This window comes from Curtobacterium sp. APC 4022 (genome assembly GCF_030407555.1).
GTDB lineage: Bacteria > Actinomycetota > Actinomycetes > Actinomycetales > Microbacteriaceae > Curtobacterium.
Map to the genome: position 1 here is coordinate 19431 of NZ_JASDDD010000039.1, position 14914 is coordinate 34344.

12 protein-coding genes are annotated in these 14914 nt (G+C 71.1%); 11 read left to right on the plus strand and 1 reads right to left on the minus strand.

From position 1 onward, the window contains the following. Positions 1–42 precede the first annotated feature (42 nt). Complete coding sequence (locus QL987_RS12305; RefSeq protein WP_111076121.1) at positions 43–1218, minus strand: phosphatase domain-containing protein; 1176 nt, start codon at positions 1216–1218, stop codon at positions 43–45. Between the two features lie 142 nt (positions 1219–1360). On the opposite strand from QL987_RS12305, the gene QL987_RS12310 reads away from it, so the two are divergent. The 11 genes from QL987_RS12310 to QL987_RS12360 form a co-directional block, all read left to right on the plus strand. Next, entirely contained in the window at positions 1361–2008 is a 648-nt protein-coding gene (locus tag QL987_RS12310) for a TetR/AcrR family transcriptional regulator (protein ID WP_221850012.1), read from the plus strand. 202 nt (positions 2009–2210) lie between these two features. After that, entirely contained in the window at positions 2211–3116 is a 906-nt protein-coding gene (locus QL987_RS12315) for an ATP-binding cassette domain-containing protein (protein WP_111076119.1), read from the plus strand. Next, complete coding sequence (locus QL987_RS12320; RefSeq protein ID WP_111076118.1) at positions 3113–3829, plus strand: ABC transporter permease; 717 nt, start codon at positions 3113–3115, stop codon at positions 3827–3829. The genes QL987_RS12315 and QL987_RS12320 overlap by 4 nt, the downstream gene beginning before the upstream one ends. After that, a complete protein-coding gene (locus QL987_RS12325) occupies positions 3826–4554 on the plus strand; it encodes an ABC transporter permease (RefSeq protein WP_111076117.1) in 729 nt (242 codons plus the stop codon). The genes QL987_RS12320 and QL987_RS12325 overlap by 4 nt, the downstream gene beginning before the upstream one ends. After that, entirely contained in the window at positions 4551–5474 is a 924-nt protein-coding gene (locus QL987_RS12330; protein ID WP_290157883.1) for an ABC transporter substrate-binding protein, read from the plus strand. Before QL987_RS12325 ends, QL987_RS12330 begins: the two co-directional genes overlap by 4 nt. Before the next feature lie 208 nt (positions 5475–5682). After that, positions 5683–7095 carry a cytochrome ubiquinol oxidase subunit I gene (locus tag QL987_RS12335; protein WP_111076115.1) on the plus strand — a complete coding sequence of 471 codons (1413 nt, stop codon included), beginning with the start codon at positions 5683–5685 and terminating at the stop codon, positions 7093–7095. 18 nt (positions 7096–7113) lie between these two features. Further along, positions 7114–8118 (plus strand): cytochrome d ubiquinol oxidase subunit II, encoded by a 1005-nt coding sequence (cydB, locus tag QL987_RS12340; RefSeq protein WP_290157884.1) that lies wholly within the window; start codon positions 7114–7116, stop codon positions 8116–8118. A 13-nt stretch (positions 8119–8131) separates the two neighbouring features. Beyond that, positions 8132–9811, plus strand: coding sequence for a thiol reductant ABC exporter subunit CydD (gene cydD / locus QL987_RS12345; RefSeq protein WP_290157885.1), 1680 nt, complete (start codon positions 8132–8134; stop codon positions 9809–9811). Continuing rightward, positions 9808–11508, plus strand: coding sequence for a thiol reductant ABC exporter subunit CydC (gene cydC / locus QL987_RS12350; protein ID WP_290157886.1), 1701 nt, complete (start codon positions 9808–9810; stop codon positions 11506–11508). The genes cydD and cydC overlap by 4 nt, the downstream gene beginning before the upstream one ends. Before the next feature lie 50 nt (positions 11509–11558). Next, positions 11559–14120: a leucine--tRNA ligase gene (leuS, locus tag QL987_RS12355; protein ID WP_290157887.1), complete on the plus strand. Its 2562-nt coding sequence runs from the start codon at positions 11559–11561 to the stop codon at positions 14118–14120. A 179-nt stretch (positions 14121–14299) separates the two neighbouring features. Further along, the coding region (locus tag QL987_RS12360) for an SLBB domain-containing protein (RefSeq protein WP_290157888.1) at positions 14300–14914 on the plus strand (615 nt) is incomplete at its 3' end.

Consider the following 14914-nt stretch of genomic DNA (forward strand, 5'->3'; position numbering starts at 1 on the left):
AAGGTGCGTTCAGATCGCTCCCGGCAGCACTTCGGGCGCCGCTCAGTCGAGTTCGGCGATCCCGACGCGTCCGAGTTCGGTCCAGAGACCGGCGCCGTCCGGGGCGTAGACCCACGGCACGGTGGAGTCGCGGGTGCGCTCCTGGGCACGCGACCGACCACCGGCCAGGACCGCCTCGCTGGTGGACAGCTGCCGGATCGCGACCGCGGCGACGTTGTCCGGGTGCTCCCTGGCGAACTCGCCGTAGAGGTGCTCGTCGTGCTGCCCGTCGTCGCCGACGAGCAACCACTGGATGTCCGGGAAGTCCCGGGCGAGGCGGCGCAGGTTGTCCTGCTTGTGCTGCTGCCCGCTGCGGAAGAACCGGTCGTGGGTGGGGCCCCAGTCGGTGAGCAGCAGGGTGCCGGACGGGTACATGTTCCGGGTCAGGAAGCGCTGCAGCGTCGGTGCCACGTTCCAGGCGCCGGTGGACAGGTACACGGTGGGCGCGCCCGGGTGCTGCGCCAGGACGCGTTCGTAGAGGACCGACATGCCCGGCACCGGACGTCGGGCGTGCTCGGTGAGCACGAACGAGTTCCAGGCGGCCAGCATCGGACGGGGCAGGCTCGTCACCATCACGGTGTCGTCGATGTCCGACAGCAGGCCGAAGCGGGTGTCCGGGTGCACCACGAAGACGTCCGCGTCCACGTCGCGCATGCCGCCGGCGGACAGGCGGATCGTCTGCCAGCCGGGTTCGAGGTCGATCGGGACGATGGCGTCGACGACCCCGCCACGGTCGCTCTGCACGGTGTGGGTGCTGCCGCCGGCGGTGATGGTGACCTCGGCGTGGTCGACGGCCACGCTGGTGAAGCTGCGCCAGCCGCGGACGCCCGCGTACGAGACGTCGGAGGCCAGGCCCCGGCGGGTGAGCAGCACCCGGCAGAGCACACGGACCCACCCCGGTGCGCCGTAGCCCGTGTAGGGGATGACCGTCGGGACCTGACCGCGCTTCCGGGCGTGCTGTTCGCGGTACTCCTGCACGGCGTCCTCGATGCGGGCGGCCCGGTGCAGGATCGGTTCGGGGATCGCGGTCTCCCACTGCTGGATGCCCCAGGGGGACTGTTCGCGCCGGTCGTGCTCGCGTTCCACGGACCGGGCGTCCCGGCCCGGAGCAGCGCTGCCCTCGGGCGTCGGGACGGTGTCCCGGGGCGCGGCAGGGTCGGGAGGCGTCGACTCGGGCATCGCACCATCATCCCATGCGGGGTGCTCGCCGGACGGGGCCGGGGACCCGACACCCCGGGAATCGCAGCCAAGACCAAGCCGTCGTCTGCGAGAGTTGCGGTCTCAGCCAGTCAGCCCGCGGTCACCGCGAGAAGGAGTTCACGTGCTCGTCACCGAGGTTTCGAACGCACTGCCGGGGGGATCATCACTGCTCAGGAACGAGCCGGTCCAGGCCCGCAGCTCGGCGCGCCTCGCGGGCCTGCTCGACGCCGCTGCCGCGGTCATCGACGAGATCGGCTTCGAGCGGCTCACGACCGCCATGGTCGCCGAGCGTGCCGGCGCGTCCATCGGCACGGTCTACCGGTACTTCCCGGACCGCATCGCCGTGGTCGAGGCCCTGGCCATCCGCTGCACCCAGCGCCTCGCCGCCCGCTTCGTCGAGACGCTCGACGCCTCGGGTGCCACGACGTGGCAGGAAGGCTGCGACGCGCTCGTCGACATGACGGCGGAGATGTACCGCACCGAGCCCGGCTTCCGGGCCATCCGGTTCGCCGACATCGACACCACCTCCGGTGACGAGGACGCTGACCGGCTCGCCGCGCTCGGCGGGGCCGTCGGCACCGTGATGCGCGAGCGGTTCGACCTGCCGCAGACCGACGCGGTGAACCGCGCGTGGGTCGTCCTGGCGGAGTCGGCGCACGCGGTCCTCGCCCGCGCCCACGTCGACCGCGACCACCCCGACACCGAGCTGATCGCGGCGTACCGCGCGATGAGCCGGCCGTACCTGGAGTCGGTGATCGGGGCCTCCTGATCGATCGCCGGTCGGCACGAGTCGACCCGGAACCACCCGAACGCCCGTTCCTCCGGACAGGAGGGGCGGGCGTTCGTGTCCGAACTGCGCGGACCTGGGGTGGATGTCCGCCAGGCGTCACGATCGGACCCGAGCGAACCGGTATGCGCTCGGGCATGTACTGTTCTCCGGAGTCGGGCTACCTCCACCAAGAAGGGCACCCATGATCGAGTTCCGCTCGGTGCGCAAGACCTACCCGGACGGCACGAACGCCGTCGAGTCGTTCGACCTCGTGATCCCCTCGCGGAGCACGACGGTGTTCGTCGGTTCGAGCGGTTGTGGCAAGACCACGCTCCTCCGGATGATCAACAGGATGATCGACCCGACCGCGGGGTCCGTCCAGATCGACGGCGAGGACATCGCCGGCGTCGACCCGGTGCAGCTGCGCCGTCGGATCGGCTACGTGATGCAGAACGCCGGGCTGCTGCCGCACCGCAAGGTGGCCGACAACATCGCGACCGTGCCGCTGCTCACCGGTGTCTCGAAGGCCGACGCGCGGAAGCGTGCCCTCGAGCTGATGGACACCGTCGGCCTCGACCGGTCGCTCGCCGACCGGTACCCCTCGCAGCTCTCCGGCGGACAGCAGCAGCGCGTCGGCGTCGCCCGTGGTCTCGCGGTCGACCCGAACGTCCTGCTCATGGACGAACCGTTCGGCGCCGTCGACCCGCTCGTCCGCAACGACCTGCAGGACGAGCTGATCCGACTGCAGCGTGAGCTCGGCAAGACCGTCGTCTTCGTCACGCACGACATCGACGAGGCCTTCAAGCTCGGCGACCAGGTCGTGATCCTCAAGAAGGGCGGCGAGATCGCCCAGCAGGGGACCCCCGCCGAGATCCTGTCCGCCCCGGCGGACGACTTCGTCGCGAACTTCATCGGCGTGGGCCGGGGCCGTCGGTCCCTCCGCGTCGAGCAGACCCCGACCGGTCCGGTCGTCGTGGACGGGGACGGTCGCGCCGCCGGCGTCCTGACCGGTCCCGTCGGCGTCGTCGACGCCGCTGCCGCTGTCCGCTCCGAGGCCGGGACGCCCAGCGCCCCGGGTGCTGCGGCGCAGGGTGGGAGCACCCGGTGAACTGGGTGCTGTCGAACCTCGACACGATCGGGGACGACACGGTCGCGCACCTGGCGATCGCGATCCCGCCGATCATCGTCGCGTTCCTGCTGTCGATCCCGATCGGCTGGCTCGTCGTCCGACTCCGCCGGCCCGGTGCACGTCGGGTGAGCAGCGGTCTGGGTGGCGGCATCGTCACGCTCGCCGGGCTGCTCTACGCCATCCCGTCGCTCCCGCTGTTCATCGCCCTGCCGGGGCTCATCGGCACCGGACTCCAGGACCCGGTCAACGTCGTCGTCGGCCTGACGCTCTACGGCCTCGCGCTGATGGTCCGCTCGACCGTCGACGGCCTCGGCTCGGTCGACCCGGACACCACCTCGGCCGCGACCGCGATGGGGTACTCGGGAGCACAGCGCTTCTTCCGCGTGGACCTGCCGCTCGCCGGCCCCGTGCTGCTCGCCGGCCTCCGGGTCGTCTCGGTGTCGACCATCTCGCTGACCACGGTCGGCGCGGTCCTCGGCATCCAGAGCCTCGGGTCGCTCTTCACCGACGGCATCGGTCGGAACATCCCCGAGGAGATCCTCGCGGGTGTCGTGATGGTGCTCGTCCTGGCGTTCGCGATCGACGGGCTGCTCGTGCTGCTCGGCCGCATCGTGATGCCGTGGACGCGTCGTTCGGCGCCGTCGAAGCGTGCGACCCGCCGCGTGCTCCAGAACGCGGAGGTCACCTCATGATCATCGGACAGGCCTTCGGCTGGGTGTTCGACCCCGCCAACTACGCCGGCCCGGACGCCGTGCCCGAGCGGCTGTGGGAACACATCTGGATCTCGCTGCTCGCCGTCCTCATCGCGTCGGTGATCGCCATCCCGATCGGCTACGCCATCGGCCACACCGGCAAGGCCCGCGGCTTCGCGATCGCCCTGTCCGGCGGCATCCGCGCCCTGCCGACACTCGGCGTGCTCACCCTGGTGGGCCTCATGCTCGGCGCCAACCTGCAGGCACCCCTGCTCGCGCTCGTCGTCCTGGCGATCCCGTCGGTGCTCGCCGGTGCCTACGCCGGCATCGAGTCCGTCGAACCGGTGACCGTGGACGCCGCGCGGGCACAGGGCATGACCGAGTGGCAGATCCTGACCAAGGTCGAGATCCCGCTCGGCCTGCCGCTGCTCGTCGGTGGCGTCCGAGCCGCCGTGCTCCAGGTCGTCGCCACCGCCACCCTCGCCGCGTACGTCGGCTCCGGCGGGCTCGGTGGCTACGTGTTCCTCGGGCTGAAGACCCAGGACTACGCCATGATGCTCGGCGCCTCCATCCTCGTGATCGCACTCGCGATCGCGTTCGAGATCGTCTTCTCCGTGCTCCAGCGGGCGGTGGTGCCCGCGGGCGTCGCCGACCGTCCGACACGGCGTCGCTCGGGATCGCGTGAGCGGCCCCACACACCCATCCCGGAAGGAACCCCCTCGTGATCACAGCACCCAAGCTCCGCGCCGGCATCGCCGCCGCGGTCGCCGTCGGCGTGGCCGCCGCCCTCGCCGGCTGCTCCTCCAGCAGCCCGCTCGACAGCGGCTCCAGCACCTCCTCCGACTCGAAGACCATCGTCGTCGGGTCGCAGCAGTACTACTCGAACGAGATCATCGCCGAGCTCTACGCCCAGGTCCTCGAGAAGGACGGCTTCCAGGTGAAGCGGAACTTCAACATCGGGCAGCGCGAGGTCTACCTCCCGCAGCTCGAGAAGGGCGCGATCGACGTCATGCCGGAGTACGGCGGCAACCTGCTGCAGTACTTCGACAAGAACTCGACCGCGAAGACCGAGTCGGAGATCACGGCCGGACTCGAGAAGGCCCTGCCGAAGGGGCTCCGTGCCCTGGACGCCGCCGAGGCCACCGACCAGGACAGCTACACCGTCACGAAGAAGTTCTCCGAGGAGAACGACGTGACGAGCCTCGCCGACCTGTCGAAGGTCAAGGGCACGCTGACGGTCGGCGCGAACTCGGAGAACCAGACGCGTCCGTACGGTCCGAAGGGCCTGGAGTCCGTGTACGGCGTCACGGTCCAGTCCAAGGCGATCGAGGACTCCGGCGGGGCCCTGACGGTCAAGGCGCTCAAGGACGGCACCGTGCAGCTCGCGGACATCTACACCGCCGACCCGAGCATCAAGGCCAACGACTTCGTGGTCCTCAAGGACCCGAAGAACCTCATCGTGCCGCAGAACGTCACCCCGGTGGTGTCGAGCAAGGTCGACGACAAGGCCGCGGCGGACATCGACAAGGTGAGCAAGGTCCTGACGACCGACGCGCTCATCGAGCTCAACACCAAGAGCACCGTCGACAAGGAGAAGGCCTCGAAGATCGCGAAGGACTTCCTGACCGACGAGGGCCTGCTCTAGGTCGCACGGACACCCCGGATCCCGCGTCGTTGCGCGGGACCCACGACGACAGGCGTCGGGCATCGAGCCCGGCGCCTGTCGTCGTTCCGGGGGCACTCGTGCGTGACACTTGTTCCGCACGGTTGTACCGTGCAGAGCCTGTGCACGTTCGTGCACGAGGCCCCTCTACAACTTGTCGAATCTGCGCGGGCGACAGTACCGTCGAAGCATGAACGACCTCCTGGACCCGCTCCTGCTGTCGCGGTGGCAGTTCGGTCTGACGACGATCTACCACTTCCTCTTCGTCCCGCTGACGATCGGCATGGCCGTCGTCGTCGCGGTGTTCCAGACCGCCTGGGTCCGGACCGGGCGGGCGCACTACCTGCAGCTCACCCGCTTCTTCGGACGCATCTTCCTCATCAACTTCGCGATGGGGGTCGTCACCGGCATCGTGCAGGAGTTCCAGTTCGGCATGAACTGGTCGGACTACTCCCGCTTCGTCGGCGACGTCTTCGGCGCCCCGCTCGCGCTCGAGGGCATCCTGGCGTTCTTCTTCGAAGCCGCGTTCATCGGCGTCTGGATCTTCGGCTGGGACCGTCTGCCGAAGAAGCTGCACCTGGCGAGCATCTGGTGCGTCAGCGCGGGCACGATCATGTCGGCGTACTTCATCATCGCCGCCAACGCGTTCATGCAGCACCCGGTCGGCTACGCGATCAACGCGGCGAAGGGTCGTGCCGAACTCACCGACATCTGGGCCGTCCTCGGCAACAAGGTCGCCCTGGCCGCCTTCCCGCACACGATCTTCGCGTGCTTCATGGTCGCCGCCGGCGTGATCATCTCGGTCGCCGCGTACCACCTGGCGCGCAACCAGAACCTCGAGACGATGATGCCGGCGCTGAAGTTCGGCCTCTGGACGATGGTCGCCGCGGGTGCGCTGACGGTCCTGACCGGTGACCAGCTCGGGCTCACCATGGTCGACACGCAGCCGATGAAGATGGCCGCCGCCGAGGCGCTCTACAACACCGCGACCGGCAAGGACGCCTCGTTCTCGATCTTCACGCTCGGCACGCCCGACGGCGTGACCGAACTGTTCTCGATCCGCGTGCCCTACCTGCTGTCCTTCCTGTCGACGCACACCTTCACCGGCACCGTCGAGGGCATCAACGACCTGCAGGCGCAGTACACGCAGGTCTACGGCCCGGGGAACTACAAGCCGATCATCTGGGTGACCTACTGGTCCTTCCGCTGGATGATCGCGCTCGGGATGGGCGCCGTGCTGGTCTCGCTCGCCGGGCTCTGGCTGACCCGCAAGGGCCGCTTCCCGCAGCAGCGGTGGATCTGGCGCATCGCGATCTGGGCGGTGCCGCTGCCGATGGCCGCGATGATCGTCGGCTGGGTCTTCACCGAGATGGGCCGCCAGCCGTGGCTCGTGTTCGGCCTGCTCAAGACGGCCGACGGTGTCTCCCCGAACGTGACGGGCCTCGAGGTCCTCATCTCGCTCGTCGTGTTCACCCTCATCTACGGATCCCTCGCGGTGGTCGAGTTCCGACTCATCAAGAAGGTCGCCCAGGAGGGCCCGGCCGCCCCGGCCGAGGTCGACGCGGAGACCGGCGAGGTCAAGCACGAAGTGACGGTCTACTAGAGATGGAAGCTGCCTGAGATGGACCTGCCCGTTCTGTGGTTCGCGATCGTCGGACTCTTCTTCGTCGGGTACTTCGTGCTCGACGGGTTCGACTTCGGCGTCGGCATGTCCCTGCCGTTCCTCGGCAAGGACGACACCGACCGCCGCGTCCTCATCAACACCATCGGCCCCGTCTGGGACCTCAACGAGACCTGGGTGATCGTCGCCGGCGCCTGCCTGTTCGCCGCCTTCCCCGAGTGGTACGCGACGATGTTCTCCGGCTTCTACCTGGCGCTGCTGCTCATCCTCGCCGCGCTGATCCTGCGCGGGGTGTCGTTCGAGTACCGGCACCAGAACAAGCACCTGGCGTGGAAGCGCCGGTTCGACCTGATGATCGTGGTCGGCAGCGCGGTGCCGTCGTTCCTCTGGGGCGTCGCGTTCGGCAACGTCGTCCGCGGGATCCCGATGGACTCCGGACACAACTACACCGGCACGCTGTTCGACCTGCTCAACCCCTTCGCACTGCTCGCCGGTGCCACCACGCTGCTGGTCTTCTTCACCCACGGCGTCGTGTTCGTGGCGCTGAAGACCGAGGGCGAGATACGCGAGCGGGCGATGCGCCTGGCGAAGCGCGCCGGCGTGGTCACGATCGTCGTGGCGGCGGTCTTCCTGGTCACGATGGCGCTCGTCCGGTCCACCCCGACGTCGCTCGTGCTCTCCGCCGTCGGCGCCGTGGCCCTGGTCGTCGCGGTCCTCTGTGCCGCACGCGGCCGGGAGGGACGTGCCTTCGCCCTGATGGCCGTCACCATCGCGGCGGTCGTCCTGGCGATGTTCACCGCGGTGTTCCCGGACGTCATGCCCGCCACGAACGACCCGGCGAACAGCTTGACCGTCGCCAACGCCTCGTCCGGCACGTACACGCTGACGGTGATGAGCTGGGTCGCGCTGGTCTGCATCCCGCTCGTGCTCGCCTACCAGGCGTGGACGTACTGGGTCTTCCGCAAGCGGGTCTCGCGCGCCACCGTCGCGCAGGCCTCGCACTGACCAGGAGGCACGTGTGAAGCCGCTCGACCCCCGCCTGCTCCGTCTGTCCCGGACGGCACGCGGCTTCGTCGTGGCCGCCGCCGGCACCGGCGCGGTCCGGACGATCGCGACCATCGCGATCGCGTGGGGGATCGCGGCCGCCGTGACCCAGGTCGTCGACGCGGTCCGCGCGGGCGTCGTCCCCGCGACGTTCGCCGGCACGCTCGCGCTGCTCGGCGGGGCGTTCCTGCTGCGGGCGGTCGCGTCCTGGGCGACGGACGACCTCGCCGCCCGCGCGGGTGCTCGCGTGAAGAGCGAACTCCGCGCCGCCGTGCTCCGGCGCGCGGCCGACCGGGGCCCCGGGTGGCTCGCCGGTCGGTCGAGCGCCGGCTTCGCCACCACGCTCGGCCCCGGGCTCGACGCACTCGACGCCTACTTCGGCCGCTACCTGCCGCAGCTCGCCCTGACCGCGGTCGCGACCCCGATGCTGCTCGTCGCGATCGGGTCCGGCGACCTGACGAGTGCCGTCGTGATCGTGTGCGCGATGCCGGTCATCCCGGTGTTCATGGTCCTCATCGGGCTCGCCACCCGTTCGCTGCAGCAGCAGCAGGCGGACGCGCTCGCCCGACTCGGCGGGGCCTTCACCGAGGCCGTCGAGGGACTCGCGACCCTCAAGGTCTTCGGGCGGGCCCGCCGTCAGGTCGGCCGCATCGGGCAGGTCACCGACGAGTACCGCCGGGGCACGATCGGCGTGCTCCGGCTGTCGTTCGTCAGCGGCTTCGCCCTCGAGCTCGCCGCGAGCCTGTCGGTCGCGCTCGTCGCGGTGTCGATCGGCATCCGGTTGGTCGACGGCTCGCTCGGCCTCGGTGCGGCGATGTTCGTGCTGGTCCTCGCCCCGGAGGCGTTCGCCCCGCTCCGGCAGGTCGGCGCCGACTTCCACGCGGCCCAGGACGGGGTGGCGGCGTCGCAGGCCGTGCTCGACGTGCTCGACGACCCGGACGGGTCGGCTCCGGAGGGTCCCGCTCCGGTGGGTTTGGCTCCGATCCGGTCGGACTCCGCCGCCCTCGTCCTCGCCGGGCTGACCGTGCACCGCCCCGAGACCGTCGTCGGTCCGGTCGACCTCACCGCCCCGGCCGGCACCGTCGTCGCCCTCGTCGGCCCGAGCGGCTCCGGCAAGTCCAGCCTGATCGCCGCGATCCGCGGGGTCCTGCCCGCCGACGGCACCGTCACCGTGCCCGGCCGCGCCGACCTGTCGGTCCGTGACCGCACCTCCTGGGTCGACCAGCGTCCGCGCCTGGTGCGCGGCACGGTCGCCGAGAACGTCGCGCTCTCCGCCGAGCCGGACACGGCCGACGTGCGGACCGCGCTCGGTGCGGTGGGGCTGGGAGTCGACCCGGGCCTCCCGGTCGGCAGCGGCGAGTCCGGACTGTCCGGCGGCCAGGCCCAGCGTGTCGCCGTCGCCCGCGGCCTGTACCACGCGGCCCGGCAGCAGACGCCGCTGGTGCTGCTCGACGAGCCGACGTCGGCCCTCGACGCCGAGTCCGAGGCGCAGGTCGTCGCCGCCGTCCGCCGCCTGGCGGACGCGGGGGCGGTCGTCGTCGTCGCCAGCCACCGACCCGCGGTCGTGGCCGCGGCCGACGTCGTCGTCGCGATCGGCGCCACCGGCTCCGTCACGGTCTCGTCCCGGCGATCCGCCCAGGAGGTGTCCGCATGACCAGCACCACCGGCCGGGAGGCCCGCACCGGGTCCGTCCTGCGGCTCGCCCTGCCCCGTGGTCGCGGCTGGGCCAAGGCCGTCGCCGCCGGCGTGCTCAGCGCGCTCTGCGGCGTCGCCCTGCTCGCGGCGAGCGGGTACCTCATCACCCGGGCCGCCGAGCACCCGCCGATCCTCTACCTGACGCTCGTCATGGTCGGCGTCCGCGCCTTCGCGCTCGGGCGTGCCGTCTTCCGCTACGTCGACCGGCTGGCCGGGCACGACGCCTCGTTCCGGCAGCTCGCCGTCGTCCGCACCGAGATGTACCGACGGCTCGCCTCGGTCGCACCCGCCGGGCTCGGGTCGACCGGGCGTGGCGACCTGATGACCCGGCTCGTCACCGACACCGACCGGCTGCAGGACCTGCCGATCCGGGTCGTCGGGCCACTCGTGTCGGCGGGCGTCACCGCACTGCTCTCCGTCGTCGCCGTCGCGTTCGTCTCCGTGCCGGCCGCCCTCGTGCTGCTGCTGGCCCTCGGCGTCGCCGCCCTGGTCGGGACGGTCGTCACCGCGGCCGTCGCCCGCCGCTCGGACATCGAGACCGCGGCCGACCGCGGGCGCGTCGCCGACCTGGTCCTCGACACGGTCCGCACGCTCGACGTCTTCGTCGCCTACGGAACGCTGGAGGAACGACTCACCCACATCGCCCGTCTCGACGACCGGGTCACCCGGGCGGTCCGCCGCCGGGGCGCCGTCGAGTCGCTCGTCGGTGCGCTCGTCGGGCTGGTCGGCGGGGCGGCGGTCATCGGTGTGCTGGCCGTCGGCGCTCCGGCGGTCGTCAGCGGCGCTCTGGACGGTCCGCTCTGGGCGCTGGCGGTGTTCGTGCCGCTCGCCCTGTTCGAGGTCGTCGGCGGGGTCCCGCTCGCCGTCCTGACGCTCCGGCGTGTCCGGGCCGCCGCGGACCGGGTCGAACAGGTCGTCCCCGCGGAACCGCCGGCCGGGCTCGTGCCGGAACCCGAGGACGCCGCCGACGTCGACGACCTCGTCGTGCCGGGCACCGTCGCGGTCCGGGTCCGCGACCTGTCCGTCCGCTGGCCGGGCGCGTCGACCCCGGCGGTCGACGGGGTCTCGTTCGACCTGCGGCCCGGCGAGGTCGTCGTGCTCAGCGGCCCGAGCGGGTCCGGCAAGACGACCCTCGTGGACGCCCTCGTCCGCTTCGTCGACCACACCGGCAGCTACACCCTGGACGGGACGGAGGCGCGGGACCTGCACCCCGACGCCGTCCGCGCCCGCATCGGGCTGATCGAGCAGGACCCGTTCGTCTTCGACCAGTCCGTCCGGCAGAACCTGCTCTTCGCCCGCGAGACCGCGACCGACGTCGAACTGCTCGCCGTGCTCGACCGGGTCGGGCTCGGCGACTGGGTGCGCCGACGCGGGGGACTGGACGCCGGAGTGGGGGAGCGCGGTTCGCTCGTGTCCGGTGGGCAGGCCCACCGACTGGCACTGGCCCGCGCGCTCCTGCACGCGTTCCCGGTCCTGGTGCTCGACGAACCGACCGCCGACATCGACCCCGACCTCGGCGACAGCGTGCTCCGCGACCTCGTGACGACCGCCCGCGCGGCCGGACGGACCCTCCTCGTCGTGTCGCACGTGCCGGTGCCCGCCGACCTCGTCGACCGGACCCTGCGGATGCGGGACGGACGCCTGCTCGACGGGTGAGCCGACGCACGGACGCGGGACGGGCCTCCCGGCTTGTATCGTTGACGACCGTGACCATCGAGCAGCACGTCGAGGACCCGCACACCTACGACTTCCGGCGCATCCAGCAGAAGTGGCAGGCGCGGTGGGAAGAGCTCGGCCTCTTCACCGCCGACCCCGACGACAAGCGCCCGCGCAAGTACATCCTCGAGATGTTCCCGTACCCCTCCGGCGACCTGCACATGGGGCACGCCGAGAACTGGGCGCTCGGGGACTTCGTCGCGCGCTACTGGCGCCAGCAGGGCTTCAACGTGCTGCACCCGATCGGCTGGGACTCGTTCGGCCTGCCCGCCGAGAACGCCGCCATCAAGCGCGGGGTCGACCCGAAGGAGTGGACCTACGCGAACATCGCGCAGCAGAAGGCCTCCTTCAAGCGCTACGCCCCGTCGTTCGACTGGTCGACCGAGATCCACACCTCGGACCCCGAGTACTACAAGTGGAACCAGTGGCTGTTCCTCAAGATGTACGAGAAGGGTCTGGCGTACCGGAAGGACAGCTGGGTCAACTGGGACCCGGTGGACCAGACCGTCCTGGCCAACGAGCAGGTCCTGCCCGACGGCACCTCGGACCGCTCCGGCGCCGTCGTCGTCAAGAAGAAGCTGACGCAGTGGTACTTCAAGATCACGGACTACGCGGACCGGCTGCTCGACGACCTGAACCAGCTCGAGGGCCGGTGGCCGTCGAAGGTCATCGCGATGCAGCGCAACTGGATCGGCCGCTCGGTCGGCGCGGACGTCGACTTCGTCATCGAGGGCCGTGACGAACCGGTCACCGTCTTCACCACGCGCCCGGACACCATCCACGGCGTGACCTTCCTGGTCGTCGCCCCGGACTCCGACCTGGCCGCCGAACTCGTCGCGGACCCGTCCGTCGACGACGCCACCCGTGCCGCGTTCCAGGACTACCTGGTCGCGACGCAGAAGACCTCGGACATCGACCGGCAGAACGCCGACCGCCCGAAGACGGGTGTGCCGCTCGGCCGCTGGGCGATCCACCCGCTGACCGGGGAACGCCTGCCGCTCTGGGCCGCCGACTACGTGCTGGCCGACTACGGCCACGGCGCCGTGATGGCCGTGCCCGCCCACGACCAGCGCGACCTGGACTTCGCCCGCGCCTTCGACCTGCCCGTCAAGGTCGTCGTCGACACGAACGCCGCCGTGACCGGCGCGATCCCCGTCATCCCGGAGGGAGCGACGCTCGACGACTTCGACGTCCCCACACTCGACCCGGTCGCCACCGGCGAGGCCCTGACGGGTGCAGGCCGGATGATCAACTCCGGGCCGCTCGACGGCATGAGCAAGCAGCACGCCATCACCGCGGCGATCAGCCTGCTCGACGAGCGGGGTACCGGCCGCGCCGCCAAGACATACCGCCTGCGCGACTGGCTGATCTCGCGTCAGCGCTTCTGGGGCACCCCGATCCCGATCATCCACGGCGAGGACGGCACCGAGTACCCGGTGCCGGAGGACCAGCTGCCCGTCGTGCTGCCCCCCACCGAGGGGCTCGACCTCAAGCCCAAGGGCACCTCGCCCCTCGGCGGTGCGACCGACTGGGTGAACGTGCCGAACCCGGTCGACGGCACGCCCGCCAAGCGCGACGCCGACACGATGGACACCTTCGTCGACTCGTCGTGGTACTTCCTGCGCTTCCTGTCCGCGAACGACGACACGCAGGCCTTCGACCCGGCGCTCGTCAACAAGTGGGCACCCGTCGACCAGTACATCGGCGGCGTCGAGCACGCGATCCTGCACCTGCTCTACGCGCGCTTCGTCACGAAGGTGCTGTTCGACCTCGGCTACCTCGACTTCACCGAGCCGTTCTCGGCGCTGCTCAACCAGGGCATGGTGCTCTCCGGCGGCTCGAAGATGTCGAAGTCGAAGGGCGGCGTCTCGCTCGGCGACGAGCTCGACGCCCACGGTGTCGACGCGATCCGCCTGGTGATGGGCTTCGCCGGACCGCCCGAGGACGACATCAACTGGGAGGACGTCTCGCCGGCGGCCTCCGCCCGGTTCCTGGCACGTGCCTACCGGATCGCCGTCGACGTCACCTCGACGCCCGACGCCGTCTGGTCCACCGGTGACCGCGGCGTCCGGCAGGCGACCCACCGTTTCCTGGCGGACGCCCCCGGGCTGATGGAGTCGTTCAAGTTCAACGTCGTGATCGCGCGGCTCATGGACCTGGTGAACGTCACCCGCAAGGCGATCGACAGCGGCCCCGGTGCCGCCGACCCCGCCGTCCGCGAGGCCGCCGAGACGATCGCGCTGGGACTCAGCGTCTTCGCGCCCTACACCGGCGAAGAGATGTGGCAGACGCTCGGGTACGACGCCCCGGTCGCGACGTTCGGGTGGCGGAAGGCCGACCCGACGCTGCTCGTGCAGGAGACCCTGACGGCCGTCGTGCAGGTCAACGGCAAGGTGCGCGACTCGTTCGAGGTGTCGAAGTCGATCGAGGCCGACGAGCTCGAGCAGCTCGCGCGGTCGTCGCACGCGGTACAGCGGTACATCGCGGACCGGGAGATCGTGAAGGTCATCGTCCGGGCGCCGAAGCTGGTCAACATCGCGATCAAGGGGTAGTCGGCTCGGAGGCTGGTTCCGCTGGGGTCGGTCCGCTTGGGTCGGTCCCGCTGGGGCCGGTCCCGCTGGGGCCGGTCCTCGGCGGCTGGTTCCTCCACAACTGGCGGGGTGCGGGCGCTCTCCACAGCTGTGCCTGACCGTGCCCGGTCGACCGGCCGGGCTCCCTAGCGTCTCGGGACATGTCCCGGTTCACGCTGTCTCCCCGCGCTGCCCTCCTGCTGGTGGGGATAGTCGGCGTGCTCGCGCTCGGGGTCATCGTCTCCGGGTGGTGGGGCGGCGGTCGTGGGGGTGGCACGGACGAGCCCGGAGTGTCCATCGTCACGGGAGCGCCGACCGCTGGAACCCCGGGTCCGCCCGGGACGGCGTCGGCGCCTTCCTCGGCGCCTGCTTCGGCAACTCCGGCTGCGTCCGGGTCGGCGTCCGCAGCGCCTGACGTCGCCGTGCTGTACGTCGTCGGGGCGGTCGAGCATGCGGGGGTCGTCCGCGTCGCCGCCGACGCCCGGGTCACGGACGCCCTGACGGCTGCCGGGGGAGCAGCTGCGGACGCCGACCTGTCTCGCCTCAACCTGGCGCGCCCGGTGGTCGACGGGGAGCGGCTGTACGTGCCGCGGATCGGCGAGGCGGAGGTGCCCGCCGAGTTGCCGCCCGGCTCCGTGGTCGGGACGATCGAGACGGTGGTGGGGCGTGCCTCCCGGTCGGACGGCCTGCGGGTGCCGGTCCGCGGGCGAAGAGCACGACGCTGGTCGCGGAACCGGGGTCGTCGCGCTGTAGCTGTCCACGGACGGAGACGACCG

Excerpts from the sequence above, each read along its gene's own strand:
- QL987_RS12305 (WP_111076121.1), bottom strand. The coding sequence starts at position 1,218 with ATGCCCGAGTCGACGCCTCCCGACCCTGCCGCGCCCCGGGACACCGTC.
- QL987_RS12315 (WP_111076119.1), top strand. The coding sequence starts at position 2,211 with ATGATCGAGTTCCGCTCGGTGCGCAAGACCTACCCGGACGGCACGAAC.
- QL987_RS12325 (WP_111076117.1), top strand. The coding sequence starts at position 3,826 with ATGATCATCGGACAGGCCTTCGGCTGGGTGTTCGACCCCGCCAACTAC.
- QL987_RS12335 (WP_111076115.1), top strand. The coding sequence starts at position 5,683 with ATGAACGACCTCCTGGACCCGCTCCTGCTGTCGCGGTGGCAGTTCGGT.
- cydB (WP_290157884.1), top strand. The coding sequence starts at position 7,114 with ATGGACCTGCCCGTTCTGTGGTTCGCGATCGTCGGACTCTTCTTCGTC.
- cydC (WP_290157886.1), top strand. The coding sequence starts at position 9,808 with ATGACCAGCACCACCGGCCGGGAGGCCCGCACCGGGTCCGTCCTGCGG.